Here is a 16,034-nt window from a genome sequence, read left to right on the forward strand (position 1 = left end):
CAAGGGTGAGCATAACGGCACTATGTCCATCCGCTGCACCCGCTGCGGAACATGCCTCTTCCTCGCGCTGCCCGCAGCCGGGGACATGTCCAGTCCTCGCGCGCAGCCCGCGGACATGCCCACCGCAGACCGCGGGCAAGCACCTTCCCGTCCACGGAGCATGTCCCCAAACGGCCCGGTGCGCAGCGCATGTCCTTTTCCACATAGCCGGACGAGGCACTGGTCCAGCGTGAGGCCTCGGCGCCACGCTGTCCGCATGGTCAATGTCACTGAAGTACTTTCAAACTACGACGGCGTCGCCCGCGCCAAACACCTCGCTGCCGCGGGCGTCTCGGACTTCCAGCTCAAGTCCGCCCTGGCCCGGGGCGCCGTGTCCCGGGTGGCCCGCGGCGTGTACGCCGTCCCCGGCGCCGATGCCCAGCTTGTCGCCATCCGCTCGCTTCCGGCCGAGCCCGCATGCGCCACAGCGGCGCAATTCCAGGGCCTCTGGGTGCTCGAACCACCCGGGCAACCCCACATTGCGATCACCCACAGCCGCAGCTATCCCGGCTTCATTTGCCACCGGTCCGCCGCGCCGCCCACGCTGCTGGACACGGTCGTCCAAAGCCTGCGATGCCTGCCCGAACTCGACGGCCTCGTCATTGCTGAATCCGCCGTCGTCGTCAAAGGCCTAAGTCTCTCGGGGTTGCGGCAGCGGCTGGCTGGCCGCAACGACGCGAGGGAGCGCCGGCTGATGGACAGGATCGTCCCGCAGTCCCAGTCCATCATTGAGTGCATGGCCCGGTACTGGCTGCGGAGGGCCGGGTTCCATGTGGAGTCCCAGGTCAACATCCCCGGCATGGGCCACATCGATCTCATGGTCGACGGCAGGCTCGGCATTGAGACCGACGGAGCAGGTTTCCACATGGACCGGCCAAGCTTCGAGGAGGACCGGCGACGGTGGAACGTCACAACCCGCCTTGGCATCCCGACGCTTGTGGTCAGCTACCCGCTACTGCTGAACCGGCCCCACGAGTTCATCGCTATGGTCCGCGACGCGCTTAACACGATCTCCGCTGCGGCCTAGCCCTGGACATGTCCTCCGGGATTGCGGTTCACTCTCTGCCCCGGTCCAGCGTTCACAGTTGCGGCTGGACATGTCCAGCGTCCGCGGACCGGACCACGTGGACATGCCCAACGTGTGCGCCCATGAATGGACATAGTGGCCATATGTCCATTGGCAGAGGCCGGGGGAGGGCATGTCCACCGGGCCGGGGACGGGGTGCCTACTGCTGCTGGCGCGGGGCGCGGCGTGGCGGTGGGGGCGGGACCTGCTTGGCGGCCACCACCAGCGGCAGCGGGATCACGACGTCGGAGTGCCGGGTGCGGATGGTGCAGCCGTCTTCGGTGCGTGCCACCAGTTCGCCCAGGGCGTCCGTTAGCCCGTTCGCAATCCGGTACCTGACCACCACGCGGGTGCCGGGCTCGGCGGCAGCCAGGAACTCTTGGGGCGAAGGTTTTGAGGGACTCACCCGTTCATACTAGGTCCGTTGGATTCCTGAGTGCGGACCCGTGTGACGCCCGGCTAGGTTCGCGGGAACCGGCTGGGAGATAATAGGCTCAGAAGTCAGCAGCCCGGCGCTCAGGCCGGGAGCAGTGATCCGGCACCCGCCGGAACCAACGTGGAGAGGCCAGGGACGTGACGTACGTAATCGCGCAGCCGTGTGTAGATGTCAAGGACAAGGCATGTATTGAAGAGTGCCCCGTCGATTGCATTTACGAGGGTGAGCGTTCCCTGTACATCCACCCCGACGAGTGTGTGGACTGCGGGGCCTGCGAGCCGGTCTGCCCCGTCGAAGCCATCTACTACGAAGATGACACCCCCGAGGAATGGGCCGACTACTACAAGGCCAACGTTGAATTCTTCGATGACCTGGGGTCCCCGGGCGGGGCCGCGAAGGTCGGCAACACCCACACCGACCACCCGATGATCGCCGCCCTGCCGCCGCAGAACCAAGAGAACTGAGGCGGGCGCCGGTGACTTCCGCGCTGCGCAGCTTCGGCCTCAACCTGCCCGACTACCCGTGGGAAGCCCTGGCGCCGTATATCGCCCGGGCTGCCGAACACCCCGGGGGCGTCGCGAACCTGTCCATCGGCACCCCGGTGGACGCCACCCCCGCAATGGTGCAGGATGCCCTGCGCGCAGCGGCGAACGCCCCCGGCTACCCTACGGTTCACGGCACGGCCGGGCTCCGGGAAGCCGTCGCGGCCTGGTTTGAGCGCCGCCGTGGGGTGCCCGGGCTGGATCCGCAGGACATTATGCCCACCGTGGGTTCGAAGGAGCTCGTGGCCTGGCTTCCGTTCCTGCTCGGCCTCAAACCGGACGACGTCGTCGTCCGGCCCACGGTCGCCTACCCCACCTACGACATCGGCGCCACGTTCGCCGGTGCCGAGCACATCGCCGCGGATGACCTGGACGAGCTCGACGCCGCCACCCGCGCCCGGGTGCGCCTGGTCTGGATCAACTCCCCTGCCAACCCCACCGGCAGCGTGCGCGACGCCGAATCGCTGCGCCGGATCGTCCGGCAGGCCCGCGAGCTCGGCGCCGTCGTGGCCTCCGACGAGTGCTATGCCGAACTCGGCTGGGGCGAATGGGACCTCCAGCGCGGCGGCTCCCCGGTGCCCAGCATCCTGGACCCGCAGGTCGCGGAGGGCTCTCATGAGGGCCTTCTGGCCGTGTACTCGCTGAGCAAGCAGTCCAACCTGGCCGGCTACCGCGCCGCCTTCGTCGCCGGGGACCCCGCCATCATGGCGAACCTGGTCAACAGCCGCAAACACGCGGGCATGATCGTTCCGTACCCGGTCCAGGAAGCCATGCGGGTTGCCCTCGGCGACGATGCCCACGTCCAGGCGCAGAAGGACCTGTACCGCGGGCGCCGGGAACGGATCGTGCCGGCGCTGGAGCGCTTCGGTCTGACCATCCACGAATCCCGGGCCGGGCTCTACCTCTGGGCCACCGCTGGTGAAGCCACCTGGGACACAGTCGGCCGTCTCGCGGACCGCGGCATTGTCGTCGGCCCGGGCGTGTTCTACGGCGACGCCGGCAACGGATTCATCCGCGTCGCGCTCACCGCCAGCGATGAGCGGATCGACGCTGCAGCCTCCCGTCTGGCCACAGGGGCGTAACAATGCTGTGACACGTGCCACAACTGGCGCGTTTTGGGCGGTTCCGGATGGCGGCGGATTAGTGCCACCTGGAAACTGGCGGTAGTTTTTAACTGACTATCAATGGTGGCTTTCCACAAGAAGGCAGCGCAGCCGTTGGAATCCGTGGCTAAAACAGGTTCCGTGGGCGGCTTCACCAAAAGTTGGACCAGCTTTCTACAGAGGCCCTTACGCCTCAGAGGAGACTCCATGACTGAGACCACCAGCGCAACCCTGCGCCATGCCGGCGGCGAGCTCGAACTCCCGCGCATCCAGGTTGTAGAAGGAAACGAAGGCTACGACGTTTCCAGGCTGCTCAAGCAGACCGGTGCCGTTGCCTTCGACCCCGGCTTTATGAACACCGCAGCAACCACCTCCGCCATCACCTACATCGACGGCGACGCCGGTGTCCTGCGGTACCGCGGCTACCCGATCGAGCAGCTCGCCCAGCACTCAAGCTTCCTGGAAGTTTCCTACCTGCTGATTTACGGCAACCTGCCGACCGCCACGGAGCTGGAAGCGTTCGACCAGCGGATCCGCCACCACACCCTGCTGCACGAGGAGCTCAAGGGCTTCTTCAGCGGCTTCCCGCGCGACGCCCACCCGATGCCGGTGCTGTCCTCGGCCGTGTCCGCGCTGTCCACGTTCTACCAGGACTCGCTGGATCCGTTCAACGCCGAACAGGTGGAAGTCTCCACCTACCGGCTGCTGGCCAAGATGCCGGTCATCGCGGCGTACGCCCTGAAGAAGAGCATCGGTCAGCCCATGCTCTACCCGGACAACTCCCACAACCTCGTGGAGAACTTCCTGCGCCTGAGCTTCGGCCTCCCGGCCGAGCAGTACGAGGTTGACCCGGTCGTCGCCAAGGCGCTGGACCTGCTCCTCATCCTGCACGCCGACCATGAGCAGAACTGCTCGACCTCCACGGTCCGGCTGGTTGGTTCCTCCAACGCGAACCTCTTCGCCTCCGTGTCCGCCGGCATCAACGCCCTCTTCGGACCCGCCCACGGCGGCGCCAACGAGGCCGTGCTGAAGATGCTGCGCCAGATCCAGGCCGACGGCACCAAGCCCGAGGACTACATGGAGAAGGTCAAGAACAAGGAGGACGGCGTCCGGCTCATGGGCTTCGGACACCGCGTCTACAAGAATTACGACCCGCGCGCCAAGATCGTGAAGGCCACGGCCCACGAGATCCTCACGAAGCTCGGCGGCAACGACGAACTCCTGGAGATCGCACTGCGCCTTGAGGAGAAGGCCCTGAATGATGACTACTTCATCCAGCGCAAGCTCTACCCGAACGTGGACTTCTACACCGGACTGATCTACAAGGCGATGGGCTTCCCGGAGAAGATGTTCACCGTGCTCTTCGCGATCGGCCGCCTTCCGGGCTGGATCGCGCAGTGGCGCGAGATGATCAGCGACCCGAACACCAAAATCGGCCGCCCGCGGCAGCTTTACATCGGCGAGCCGGAGCGCAACTACCCTTCGGTGTAGCTCACCAGGACCACCCGTACGACGTCGGCCGCTCACCCCACAGGGTGCGCGGCCGGCGTCGTTTGCTTGCGGGGACGGTGCCCGAGCGGGCGGATGAACGCGCGGCCGGTCCGTCGCCGTGGCGGGGAGACGGCCCTCCGGTGTGGCCCGCCGCCGTTCGGGCACATCTGTGCTAAAAAAGACGAATGCCCAAATTTGTCGACGCCGCTTTGCGGCGCCAGGAAGTGGTCGAAGCGGTCTTCCGGATCGTCGCAGCAGACGGCCTCGAAAGGGCCTCGCTCCGCGAAGTCGCCGACGAGGCGGAGCTGGCGGTCGGATCGGTCCGGCACTACTTCGCCAGCAGCGACGAGCTTCTGGCCCATTCCTTCGGGGTCGTCGTGGACCGGATCGTCCGCCGGCTGACGGCGGCCGACGAGCGCCTCACGGAGGTCCAGCCGGGGACCCCGGAACACCACCAGGGCGTGTTAACCCTGCTGGGTGAGTTTCTCCCCCTGGATGAGGAGCGCGCCGTCGACGCCTGCGTCTGGATGGCCTTCAAAAGCGCGGCCAGGACCAAGCCGTTCCTCGCCCCGGAAGCGGACCGGAGCCACCGCGCCGTGGCCGCGATCGTCGGGCGGCTCGTGCTGGAACTGTCCTCCGGGGTCGGGCCGGATGCGGCCGCCACCGCCACAGGCGCCGACAACGACGGCGCCGCCACGGGCGCCGACGACGACGGCGCCGCCGACGCGGCCCCGGACCAGCAGCGCCTGGTTACCGAGGCGGAACGGCTGCTGGCCACCCTGGACGGGCTCACCCTGCACGCCCTGCTGCAGCCGGAATGGATGACCGCGCAGATGTGCAGCGACGTGTTGGAGTCCCACCTCAACGGACTGGGCAGCTACGCTGGCAGGCATTAACGTGCGTTAACTTGAGGAATACACTGGAAACGTACGTCTTGCCAAGGAGGCAATTGGATGCACCACACAGGCGGGCCGGGCTGGCGGATCACCATGGACACTTCGGGTCCCATGCTCATTGCACTGTACGTTCGCGACGCCACCGGCCTGGACAGCGCGGGGCATCCGGTCCTATGCCACGCCGCACCCAAGATCCGGCCCGCGGACCACACCCACCTCATTGCGGAAGTGGGTGGACTCAGCGCGCTGAAAACCGAATGGGAAGCCTGGTGGGAGCAGCTCCTCAAGGCGCATCCCGAGATGTCGCCGGAACTGGGTCCGCCCGGATTCCGCGACTTCAGTAATTCACCGGCCCTGCGGCGCGTGCTGCAGGCCCATTTTGGTGCGGCGCTCTCCTGGGCCCGGGAACGCCGTGGCGAGTACCTGGCCCTGGAGGCGGAGCGAGAAGCTGCCGGCGGGGTGCAACTGCTGCAGGACATGGTGGACGACCGGCTGCTGGAGGTGGGCCGCGCCGCCAATGATTTCAGCTTGACCATCATCGAACTGCCGTTGGCTGAGCCGCGGGCCTGGTATCTGGAGCCGGACAAGATCATTATGAGCTCCGATCTGCTGTCCCAGCCGGAATTGTTCCGCAGCTATGTGCAGCCGGTGGTGGACCTACTGGTCTGAATCCGCCCGGAAACGAGCTGGTACACGAGTCGGTAAACGAGCCCGGACACGCACCGGGGCTTTCTACTGCGCCGGGGCCCCGGCGACGGTGACCCTGACCTGTCCCGCCGGCACTTCGGAGGGTTGCCAGCCATTGCGGTCCTGCCGGGTCCAGCTGCGACCCTCCGCCTGGACTTCCGTGATGGAGAGGGCCTTGGCGTTGGCAACCGCCCATTGCGCCACGGCCCACGCCCGGTCGCCCTCGGCTTCCAGCACGAGGGTGCCGCCCTCCGCGGACGCCGTCACGGCGCCGAAGTCCAAGCTGAGGCGCTCCTGCACGGTCGCCGGGTCGCCGGCCGCGTCAGGGTCGCGCAACGTGCAATCGAGTCCCGCGGCCGTCTGGCCGGTCAGCGACGAGGCGAAGGCGCGGCCCATCACCTCGTGCTGGGCATAGGCTTCGGGGTAAGCGGAACGCTGGACCCGCTGCGCGGCGTCAGTGATTTCCAGCGTCTGGTAGCCCGGGACCTTCACGAGGGCATCGTAGAAGGCGTTGCTCGCGTGGTACGGGTCCATCACCTGCTCCGTGGTGCCCCAGCCCTGCGAGGGGCGCTGCTGGAAGAGCCCGCGGGAGTCCGGGCCGGCCTGGTCCCCGTGGCCGATGTTCCGGATCTTGGACTCCTGCATGGCCGTGGCCAGCGCGATGCTGGCGGCCCGGGCCGGTAGTCCGCGGCGGACCGCGACGGCCGTAATGAGGCCGGCATTGGCCGCCTGGTCCGTGGCAAGCTGGGCGCTGCCGCCGCCCACCGCCGTGCAGCGTTCGGTGATGAGGACTTCCGAGCGCTGTACGAACGCCACCGCCGTGTAAATACCGCCCGCCACCATGACCAGGGTCAGCAGCAGCACAATCCAACGGCGTAAGCTGCCTCTGCGTGCCACGAAACTACTCCCTCAGGCCCGTCCGGGGCCGGTACATGCAACTAACGGTTGGCTGTCCGCACCCAACCTTAGTTGGCGTGCAGGGCCTCGTTGAGTTCGACGGTCTGGCCCTTGCGCGGCAGGACTTCAACCTCGCCGGTGGAGGAGTTGCGGCGGAAGAGCAGGTTCGGGACGCCGGAGAGCTCCACGGCCTTGACGATCCGGCTGGTGTCCTCGCCGTCGGCGTCTTTGGCTCCGACCACGCGGACGCGGGTTCCGGCCGTGACGTAGAGGCCGGCCTCGACGACGGAGTCGTCGCCGATGCTGATGCCCACGCCGGAGTTGGCGCCCAGCAGCACACGCTCGCCCAGGGAGATCTTTTCCTTGCCGCCGCCGGACAGGGTCCCCATGATCGAGGCGCCGCCGCCGACGTCGGACCCGTCGCCGGCGACGACACCGGCGGAGATGCGGCCTTCCACCATGGACGTGCCCAGGGTGCCGGCGTTGAAGTTGACGAAGCCCTCGTGCATGACCGTGGTGCCCTCGGCCAGGTGCGCGCCGAGGCGGACCCGGTCGGCGTCGGCGATGCGCACGCCGGAGGGTATGACGTAGTCGACCATGCGGGGGAACTTGTCCACGCCGTAGACGGTGACGGCGCCGCGTTTGCGCAGCCGGGCGCGGGTGAGTTCGAAGCCCTCGACGGCGGCGGGCCCGAAGTTGGTCCACACCACGTTGGGGAGTTTGCCGAAGATGCCGTCCAGGTTGATGCTGTTCGGCTGGACCAGGCGGTGCGAGAGCAGGTGCAGGCGCAGGTAAGCGTCGGCGGTGTCGGCCGGGGCCTCGTCGAGGTGGATCTGGGCGAACACGACCTTCTGCTCGGTACCGCGGTCGGCGTCGGCCCCGGTCGCGGCGATGTCCAGCAGCGACTGGTCCGCGTTCGCCACGTCGCGGAGGCTCTCCGTCGCGGTGCCGAGGGCCGGTGCCGGGAACCAGACGTCCAGCACGGTGGCGCCACCGTTGCCGGTGGCGATAGTGGCGACGCCGTAACCATAGGCGGAGCGGGCGTCTGCGGGCACAGCGGAAGAAGCGGTTTCAGTCATGCCCCCAAGTCTATAGACGGCGCCCGCCCTCCCCGAAACCCACGACAGTCCAGCCGGCGCGCACAGCGGATAAAGTGGGACGGTGACTGCCCCGGACCTGAACTCACGACCGAACACCCGCCCCCACGCCGCTGCCCGCCTGGACCTGCGCCAGGACGTGGCGCTGCTGACCGCCAGGCTCATCGACATCCACAGCGTCTCCGGTGAGGAGAAGGAACTGGCCGACGCCGTGGAGCATGCCCTCCGCTCCATCCCGCAGCTGGAGCTGGTCCGCGACGGCGACTCGATCATTGCCCGCACCAACCTCGGCCGCACCGAACGGGTCATCCTGGCCGGGCACCTGGACACGGTGCCCCTGCCGACCACGGAGGGCTCCCTCGGGACCGTCCCGTCCTACTGGCCCTCCGGCTCGCCCGGCGAGGGCATCCTGTATGGGCGTGGTGCCACCGACATGAAGGGCGGCGTCGCGGTCCAGCTGGCGCTGGCCGCCGGGCTGTTCGACGGCGGCGCGGAGCCGGAGAAGGACGTCACCTTTGTCTTCTACGACCACGAGGAAGTCGAGGCCGTCAAGAGCGGGCTCGGCCGGCTGGTGCGGAACCACGGCCACCTGCTGGGCGGGGACTTCGCGATCCTGCTCGAGCCCACCAATGGGACCGTGGAGGGCGGGTGCAACGGCACGATCCGCTTCGAGGCGACCACGGTCGGCGAAGCCGCGCATTCCGCCCGGGCCTGGATGGGCAGCAACGCGATCCACGCCGCCGCGCCGATCCTGGCCCGGCTCGCGGCCTACGAGCCCCGGACCATCACCGTGGACGGACTGGACTACCGGGAAAGCCTTAACGCCGTAAAGGTCAACGGCGGGACTGCCGGCAACGTCATTCCGGACCGGTGCGTCGTGGAGATCAACTACCGCTTCGCACCGGACAAGACTCCGGATGAGGCGGAGCAGCATGTGCGGGACCTGCTGGCGGGATTCGACGTCGTCCGGACGGATAGCGCCGCCGGTGCCCGGCCGGGCCTTAACCACCCGGCCGCAGCGTCCTTTGTCGCCGCTGTCGGTGCCGCGCCGAAGCCCAAATACGGCTGGACCGACGTCGCGCGTTTCAGCGAACTGGGCATCCCGGCGGTGAACTTCGGGCCCGGCGACGCGCTGCTGGCGCACAAGGACAACGAACATGTCGAGGCCGACGCGATCCGCGAATGCCTGCGGGCGCTGCGGAGCTGGCTCACGGCCTAACGCCGCAGGCGCCACCCCGGTCGGTACCCCCCGGGCGGGACCGCTGCGGAACCGCTGCGGAACCGCGCCAAGATACAGGCAACAGAAAGGGTCCGGAACCCCTCGCGGGATTCCGGACCTTTCTTCGTGCGGGGCGGCCGGGAGCAGGCCGCGGGCCGGGGACCTACTTGGTGGCCGGGATGCCTGCGACCGGTACGTGCACGACGCCGCCGGCGGCCTTCTTGGAACCGCGCTTCTCGATCCAGATCGCGAGCCGGGAAACGGAGAAGTTGATGGCGATGTAGATGGCTGCCGCCACGAAGAACACCGGGAACAGGTAGTCCGGGCCGAGGAAGTCGGCCATGATCTGCACTTTGCGCAGCAGCTCCTCGTAGGACACGATGTAGCCCAGCGAGGTGTCCTTCAGCAGCACCACAAGCTGCGCCACGAGGGACGGCAGCATGCGACGGATCGCCTGGGGCAGTTCGATGCTGCGCCGGGAGGCGAAGCTGGTGAGGCCGATGGCCAGACCGGCTTCGCGCTGGCCCTTCGGCAGGGACTGGATGCCGGCGCGGATGATCTCGGCGAAAATTGCCGCGTTGTAGAGCACCAGGCCGGCGACGACGGCGACGAACGACCCGGTCGCGAACACCAGCAGCACGAAGAACATCATCAGGACCACGGGCATGCCGCGCAGGAATTCCAGCACGATCCGGGTGGGAATGCGGATCCAGGCGACATCGGAGATGCGCATGAGGCACAGCACGAGCCCCAGCGGGAACGCGATCACCGCAGCGACCGCCGCGGCGGTGAGGGTGGCTACGATACCGTTGCCGATCAGCGCCCAGACATCGGGTATCTGGAAGACGGCCCAGCGTTCGGCCTCGAAAATGCCCTGCTGCGCGAGGATGGAGATGGCCCACCAGAGCAGCCCGGCAATCGCCACGGTGCCGATGATGGAACCGATCAGGGAGACGCGGCGGGCCTTGGGGCCGGGGACGTCGTAAAGGACCGAGCTCATCGGGCGATCGCCACCTTTCGTTCAACCAGGTTGGCGAAATAGCCAAGCGGGACGGTTATCAGCAGGTAGAAGAACGCGACGCCGATGAGGACCCACAGCACGGCGTCGCCGTTGGCGTTGGCGAGCTGACGGCCGTAGCCGAAGAGCTCCAGGACGAAGAAGGCGCCGGCCACGGAGGAATTTTTCACCAAGGCGATGAGGATGTTGATCATGGGCGGGATCACCGTGCGCAGGGCCTGCGGCAGGATGATCAGGGTGAGGACCTGGCTGAACTTCATGCCGATGCTGCGGGCGGCCTCGGCCTGGCCGACCGGGACGCTGTTGACACCGGAGCGCACCGCTTCGGCGATGAAGGCCGAGGTGTAGGCGCTCAGGGCGATGATGGCGGCGACCTCGAATTGCTGGAACGTCACCCCGAGCCGGGGCAGGACCACGGCGGCGAAGAAGAACGCGATGGTCAGCGGGGTGTTCCGGACGATCTCCACGTACGTCATGCTGAAGCCGCGCAGGGCGGCGATGGGCGAGACACGGGCCGCTGCAAGCAACGTGCCGAAAATCAGTGCGAAGATCCCCGAGACCACGGACAGGAAGAGGGTTCTGAGAAAACCGTCCACATACGCGGGAAGGTTTTCAATGATGACGTCCATAGGTTCCTTAGGCTGCCTTGAGGGAAGTGGGGCGGGAGACAGGAATGGCGGTTACCGGAGCCGCGTCGGGCGCGCGCCCCGGCAACCGCCACACCGGACTAGTAGCGGTCGATCGTGGGCAGTGCAGGAGCGGTCTTGATGACCGTGCCGGCGGTGTCTTCCCAGGCCTTCTTGTAGGAACCGTCCTTGTCGAAGGCTTCCAGCTGGTCGTTGATCCACGTGCGGAAGGCGGCGTCGTCCTTCTTCAGGCCGATGCCGTAGGGCTCCTTGGTGAAGGTCTCATCCGAGGCCAGCTTGAAGGCGTCCGGCTCCTTGGCCACGAAACCGGCCAGGATGACGTTGTCGGTGGTGATCGCTTCGACCTGTTTGTTGCGCAGCGGCTCGAGGCAGGCGGAGTAGGTGGCTGCCGGGACGAGGACTGCTCCGTACTCCTCGACGATCGTGCCGGCCGGCGTGGAACCGGTCACGGAGCAGACGTTCTTGCCCTTGACGTCTTCGGGCTTGGTGATGGACGTGTTGTCCTTGTTGACCATCAGTGCCTGGCCGGCCTCGTAGTACGGGCCGGCGAAGTCGACTTCGGTCTTGCGCTTGTCGTTGATCGTGTAGGTGGCGACGATGATGTCGACCTTGCCCTGCTTGAGGAACTGCTCGCGGTTGGCGGAGACGGTCTCCACCCACTCAATCTTGTCGGCAGGGATGCCGAGCTTGCCGGCGATCAGCTTGCCCATTTCGACGTCGAACCCGACCGGCTTGCCGTCGAGGCCCTTCTGGCCGAACAGCGGCTGGTCGAACTTGGTGCCGATGACGATCTTGCCGGCGGACGAAAGCTTGGCCATGGTGGTATCGGCAGCGAAGCTCGGCTTCTCGGCAACAGGCGGGTTGGAAGTGGAGGTGCTGCCACCGCAGGCGCTCAGGCTGAGGGCCAGAGCTGCTGATGCGGCAACCAGAAGGGATTTCCTTCGGGTCAAAAATGCCATCATGACATTCCTTTCATTGGACGGCCGCCTCGCGGCGGCCAGGGTGAGAACTCGTCAGGGTTCAGTGGGTGAGCAGCTTGGAGAGGAAGTCCTTGGCCCGGCTGCTCTTGGGGTTGGTGAAGAACTCTTCGGGGGTGGCGTCCTCGACGATCTGTCCGCCGTCCATGAACACCACGCGGTCCGCGGCCTTGCGGGCAAAGCCCATCTCGTGGGTGACCACGATCATGGTCATGCCCTCCTTGGCCAGCTGGATCATGACGTCGAGGACTTCGTTGATCATTTCCGGGTCCAGCGCGGAGGTGGGCTCGTCAAAGAGCATGACCTTCGGCTTCATGGCCAGGGCGCGGGCGATCGCGACGCGCTGCTGCTGGCCACCGGAGAGCTGGGCCGGAAGTTTGGGCGCCTGGTGCCCGACGCCGACGCGCTCCAGCAGGGCCATGGCGTCCTTGTCGGCTTCGGACTTGGAGAGGCCCTTGACCTTGATCGGGCCGAGCGTGACGTTCTCGAGGATCGTCTTGTGGGCGAAGAGGTTGAACGACTGGAAGACCATGCCAACGTCGGCGCGCAGCTTGGCGAGTTCCTTGCCCTCTTCGGGCAGCACCTTGCCATCGATCGTGATGACGCCGTCGTCGATCGTCTCGAGGCGGTTGATGGCACGGCAAAGCGTTGACTTGCCGGAACCCGACGGTCCGATGACGACAACAACCTCGCCCTTGCGAACATTCAGGTTGATGTCCTTCAGGACGTGCAACTGGCCGTAGTGCTTATTGACGGCATTCAGGGAGACGAGGGCATCGCCGGGCACTTGAGTAGTCATAAGAAGAATCTAGCGAACATCGGCGGATTATGACTGCAATCACTCCGACTTCCTACAGATCGTGATTCAAGAGATACCTGCAGGTCAGGCTGCCTGCGGCGTCCTCCGGTATTCTGCGGGGCTGGCCGGGGGCTTTTACGCGGGCGCCATCCGTCCGCGCCGTGCCGGACTGGCGCGGACGGGTATCCGCGCTAACCTGTGGGCATGAGTACCGATCCGCAGCACGTGGAAGACCCGGCCGTGGCCGGACAAACAGCCGGAAAAACAGCCGGAAAAACAGCCGGGAAGGCAGCCGGAAACAGTGCGGCCGAGACCGCCGGCGGAGACCGCGACATTCCGGCCCCGGCCGGGATCCGGCATAAGGGTCCCTTGGAGCTGCGGCGCAAAGCCGCCAGGGTCACGATGTCGGACCGGACCCTGCTGGACACGAAGGGACCCGGACAGTTCGTCCACACCGACCCGTGGCGCGTGCTCAGGATCCAGAGCGAGTTCGTGGAAGGCTTCGGAGCGCTGGCCGACCTGGGCCCGGCGGTCAGCGTCTTCGGCTCGGCGCGGACCGTGCCCGGCAGCCCCAACTATGAACTCGCCGTCGAGGTGGGACGCCAACTGGCCGAAGCCGGGCTGGCAGTGATCACCGGCGGAGGTCCCGGCTCAATGGAGGCAGCCAACAAGGGCGCCGTCCAGGGCAGCGGGGTGTCCGTGGGACTCGGCATCGAACTGCCCTTTGAGCAGGGGATGAACCAGTGGGTGGACCTGGGGATCAACTTCCGCTATTTCTTCGCCCGCAAGACCATGTTCGTGAAGTACGCCCAGGGGTTCATCGTGCTGCCGGGCGGCCTCGGCACGCTGGACGAACTCTTCGAAGCGATGGTCCTGGTCCAGACCCGGAAGGTGACCTCCTTTCCGATTGTCCTGATCGGAACAGCGTTCTGGAGCCCCATGGTGGAGTGGATCCAGACCACGCTGGTGGCCGAGGGAATGATGTCCGAGGAGGATCTGGATCTGCTGCAGGTCGTGGACGATCCGGCGCTCGCCGTGGAGCTCGTGGTGGAAGGTGCCGCCCGGCACCGGAACCCCAACGGCAGCACCACCGGCAACGGTTCCGGTACCGGGGGCGCCGGCGGCACGCGGGGCTGACAGGCCCGCCCGTCGGACCCTCCGCCGTCTGGCACGATGGGGGAGTGAGCTACTTCCTGGTCTTCCTGGCGATTGCGCTCGTCGGCGCCGCGTTCCTCCTCGGCACCGGCCGGGCGTCCAGCATCTTCCGCGGCCGCCGCGGGGAGAACGCGGGCGCACCGCGCGCCCTCGACGACGGGTTCGACCAGCCGGTCGCTAACCTCCCGCCGGTGCTGCTGCCGGCCGAGGCGGAGCCGGCCGACGTCGACCGTCTCCGATTCGCCGTGGGCCTGCGGGGCTACCGGATGGACCAGGTGGACCAGGTGCTGGACGAACTGCGGGACCAGCTCGCCACCAAAGACCGGAAAATCGCGGACCTCGGGGCCCAACTGGGACGCCGCCGGCAGGAACCGGGCCGGACCCCGTGAGCAGCGACCCCCCACAGGCGCAGAGTCCGGCGGCGGAGCAGCGGCGCAGCCGCGGGGATTCCGCGGGCGGAACCGGGAGCCACGGGCCGCGGGACCTGACCGCCGCGGCCTTCAGCGGCGTCGCAGCAGCGGCGGCCAGGGCGGCGCGCTGGCCCTGGTGGGTCCAGGTAGGCGGCCTTTACGTCGCGGCCCGGCTTGTCAGTGCCTGCATTTTCATGGCCGCCGCCCTGCACCAGGGCATCAACCCCTGGTTTCCTGCCAAGCCGGACTATTGGTCCTTCGTCAATATCTGGGATGCCCGCTGGTACGGCGAGATCCTCCGGAACGGCTACCCGGAAGTCCTGCCGACCGATGACGCCGGAAACGTCCAGGAGAACGCCTGGGCGTTCTATGCGCTCTTTCCCGTACTCGGCCGGGTGGTCGCGGGGATAACCGGACTGCCCCCGGCATTCAGCCTGACGCTCATCGCCATGGTCTGCGGGCTGGGCGCGGCACTGGTCATCTACAGGCTGTTCCGGCACAGGGCCTCGCACCGGACTGCGCTCTGGGGAACGGTGTTCGTGTCCACCTTCCCGGTATCCCCGGTGCTCCAGGTGCCCTACGCCGAGTCGCTTAACCTGCTCCTCTTGGCCACGGCCCTGCTGCTGGTGGTATCACGCCGCTACCTGTGGGCCCTGCCCGTCGTCGTGCTGATGTGCCTGTCCCGGCCGACCGGCGTGCCGTTCGCGGCGATGGTGGGGCTGCTGTTCCTCCACCGGGGGTGGCAGCACTACGCGGCGTCCCGCCGCCTGGCACGCGGGGACGACCCCGGTGCGGCGGGCGGCGGGGCGCCCGGCGTCGTGCCGCATACCGGCAGCCAGGTGTGGGCCCTCGCCGGGCTGACGGCGGTAAGCGGCATGGCCGCCCTGATGTGGCCGGGGATCGCCTGGGCTGTCACCGGGGACATCCGCGCCTACACCAAGACCGAAACCGTCTGGCGCGGCCACGACCTGGTGCCGTTCAAACCCTGGTTCGACACGGGCATCCTGCTCTTCGGGCCGGTGCTGGGTGTACTGGCGCCTTTCATTTTCGTGGCGCTGTTCGCCCTGCTCATGATGAGCCGCCCGGTGCGGGCGCTGGGCACGGAACTGCGGTTGTGGTGCGCCTGCTACATGGGCTATCTGCTGCTGTTCCTGCACCCTCAGACGAGCACTTTCCGGATGCTGCTTCCGCTGTTCCCGCTGGCCCTCAGCGCCGCCCTCATCTCCCGGTCCCGCGCCTACCGCGGCACGGTGGTGGTCATGTTCGTGCTGCTGCAGATTGTTTGGATCGTGTGGCTGTGGGCCTGGGCTCCGCTGCCCGGCGGAGGGGACTATCCGCCGTGACGCACAGCACCTTTGGCGGCTGCCGGCCCGGCAGGACGCGGCGCGTCGGAAAGTCCAACGATTAGCTACAGCCGCGTTGTTACGCGATAATAGTTGGTAAGCAAGGACAAGAAGCAAACTGAGTATATGGCCCTGATGTCACCCATCACGGCCTCCGGGCAGCTTGATTGACTAAGCGGACGCAGCCCGGCCGGGCTGGTATGTCACTGGAC

The 16,034-nt window shown here is 67.2% G+C and carries 17 protein-coding genes; 10 read left to right on the forward strand and 7 right to left on the reverse strand.

What is annotated here, in order from left to right; translation table 11 throughout:
* Positions 1-256 precede the first annotated feature (256 nt).
* Complete coding sequence (locus ABIB29_RS01895) at positions 257-1,066, forward strand: type IV toxin-antitoxin system AbiEi family antitoxin domain-containing protein (protein WP_354169550.1); 810 nt, start codon at positions 257-259, stop codon at positions 1,064-1,066.
* Between the two features lie 199 nt (positions 1,067-1,265).
* Here ABIB29_RS01895 and ABIB29_RS01900 read toward each other — a convergent pair whose 3' ends face one another.
* Positions 1,266-1,511 (reverse strand): putative acetyltransferase, encoded by a 246-nt coding sequence (locus tag ABIB29_RS01900; protein ID WP_354169552.1) that lies wholly within the window; start codon positions 1,509-1,511, stop codon positions 1,266-1,268.
* A 167-nt stretch (positions 1,512-1,678) separates the two neighbouring features.
* Here ABIB29_RS01900 and fdxA point away from each other — a divergent pair, with 167 nt between their 5' ends.
* The 5 genes from fdxA to ABIB29_RS01925 all read left to right on the forward strand — a co-directional run bounded on the left by fdxA (position 1,679) and on the right by ABIB29_RS01925 (position 6,242).
* The gene (fdxA, locus tag ABIB29_RS01905) at positions 1,679-2,005 is read left to right on the forward strand and encodes a ferredoxin (protein ID WP_282384023.1); all 327 of its coding nucleotides are present in this window, start codon (positions 1,679-1,681) and stop codon (positions 2,003-2,005) included.
* Positions 2,006-2,016: 11 nt separating this feature from the next.
* Positions 2,017-3,165 (forward strand): succinyldiaminopimelate transaminase, encoded by a 1,149-nt coding sequence (gene dapC / locus ABIB29_RS01910; protein WP_354169554.1) that lies wholly within the window; start codon positions 2,017-2,019, stop codon positions 3,163-3,165.
* A gap of 228 nt (positions 3,166-3,393) precedes the next feature.
* Positions 3,394-4,677 carry a citrate synthase gene (locus ABIB29_RS01915; protein ID WP_354169556.1) on the forward strand — a complete coding sequence of 428 codons (1,284 nt, stop codon included), beginning with the start codon at positions 3,394-3,396 and terminating at the stop codon, positions 4,675-4,677.
* 185 nt (positions 4,678-4,862) lie between these two features.
* Positions 4,863-5,573, forward strand: a complete 711-nt coding sequence (locus ABIB29_RS01920; RefSeq protein ID WP_354169558.1) for a TetR/AcrR family transcriptional regulator — start codon at positions 4,863-4,865, stop codon at positions 5,571-5,573.
* 57 nt (positions 5,574-5,630) lie between these two features.
* A complete protein-coding gene (locus ABIB29_RS01925) occupies positions 5,631-6,242 on the forward strand; it encodes a hypothetical protein (protein ID WP_354169560.1) in 612 nt (203 codons plus the stop codon).
* A gap of 63 nt (positions 6,243-6,305) precedes the next feature.
* On the opposite strand, the gene ABIB29_RS01930 is transcribed toward ABIB29_RS01925, so the two are convergent.
* Entirely contained in the window at positions 6,306-7,157 is an 852-nt protein-coding gene (locus tag ABIB29_RS01930) for a hypothetical protein (RefSeq protein ID WP_502915535.1), read from the reverse strand.
* A 68-nt stretch (positions 7,158-7,225) separates the two neighbouring features.
* Complete coding sequence (gene dapD, locus ABIB29_RS01935; RefSeq protein WP_354169562.1) at positions 7,226-8,236, reverse strand: 2,3,4,5-tetrahydropyridine-2,6-dicarboxylate N-succinyltransferase; 1,011 nt, start codon at positions 8,234-8,236, stop codon at positions 7,226-7,228.
* Positions 8,237-8,318: 82 nt separating this feature from the next.
* On the opposite strand from dapD, the gene dapE reads away from it, so the two are divergent.
* A complete protein-coding gene (gene dapE, locus ABIB29_RS01940; RefSeq protein WP_354169564.1) occupies positions 8,319-9,473 on the forward strand; it encodes a succinyl-diaminopimelate desuccinylase in 1,155 nt (384 codons plus the stop codon).
* 163 nt (positions 9,474-9,636) lie between these two features.
* On the opposite strand, the gene ABIB29_RS01945 is transcribed toward dapE, so the two are convergent.
* The 4 genes from ABIB29_RS01945 to ABIB29_RS01960 all read right to left on the reverse strand — a co-directional run bounded on the left by ABIB29_RS01945 (position 9,637) and on the right by ABIB29_RS01960 (position 12,914).
* Complete coding sequence (locus tag ABIB29_RS01945; RefSeq protein WP_354169566.1) at positions 9,637-10,473, reverse strand: amino acid ABC transporter permease; 837 nt, start codon at positions 10,471-10,473, stop codon at positions 9,637-9,639.
* Positions 10,470-11,120, reverse strand: coding sequence for an amino acid ABC transporter permease (locus ABIB29_RS01950; RefSeq protein WP_354169568.1), 651 nt, complete (start codon positions 11,118-11,120; stop codon positions 10,470-10,472). The genes ABIB29_RS01945 and ABIB29_RS01950 overlap by 4 nt, the downstream gene beginning before the upstream one ends.
* Before the next feature lie 98 nt (positions 11,121-11,218).
* Positions 11,219-12,100, reverse strand: coding sequence for a glutamate ABC transporter substrate-binding protein (locus tag ABIB29_RS01955; protein ID WP_354169570.1), 882 nt, complete (start codon positions 12,098-12,100; stop codon positions 11,219-11,221).
* Positions 12,101-12,158: 58 nt separating this feature from the next.
* Positions 12,159-12,914 carry an amino acid ABC transporter ATP-binding protein gene (locus tag ABIB29_RS01960; RefSeq protein ID WP_354169572.1) on the reverse strand — a complete coding sequence of 252 codons (756 nt, stop codon included), beginning with the start codon at positions 12,912-12,914 and terminating at the stop codon, positions 12,159-12,161.
* Between the two features lie 204 nt (positions 12,915-13,118).
* Between ABIB29_RS01960 and ABIB29_RS01965 the strand changes: the two genes are divergently transcribed.
* The 3 genes from ABIB29_RS01965 (at position 13,119) to ABIB29_RS01975 (ending at position 15,822) form a co-directional block, all read left to right on the forward strand.
* A complete protein-coding gene (locus tag ABIB29_RS01965) occupies positions 13,119-14,051 on the forward strand; it encodes an LOG family protein (RefSeq protein WP_354169574.1) in 933 nt (310 codons plus the stop codon).
* Between the two features lie 44 nt (positions 14,052-14,095).
* Entirely contained in the window at positions 14,096-14,458 is a 363-nt protein-coding gene (locus ABIB29_RS01970) for a DivIVA domain-containing protein (protein ID WP_354169576.1), read from the forward strand.
* Positions 14,459-14,553: 95 nt separating this feature from the next.
* Positions 14,554-15,822, forward strand: a complete 1,269-nt coding sequence (locus ABIB29_RS01975; RefSeq protein ID WP_354170273.1) for a putative hexosyltransferase — start codon at positions 14,554-14,556, stop codon at positions 15,820-15,822.
* Positions 15,823-16,034 lie beyond the last annotated feature (212 nt).

The sequence above is a fragment of the Arthrobacter sp. UYEF36 genome (assembly GCF_040547025.1).
Classification (GTDB): Bacteria; Actinomycetota; Actinomycetes; order Actinomycetales; family Micrococcaceae; genus Arthrobacter.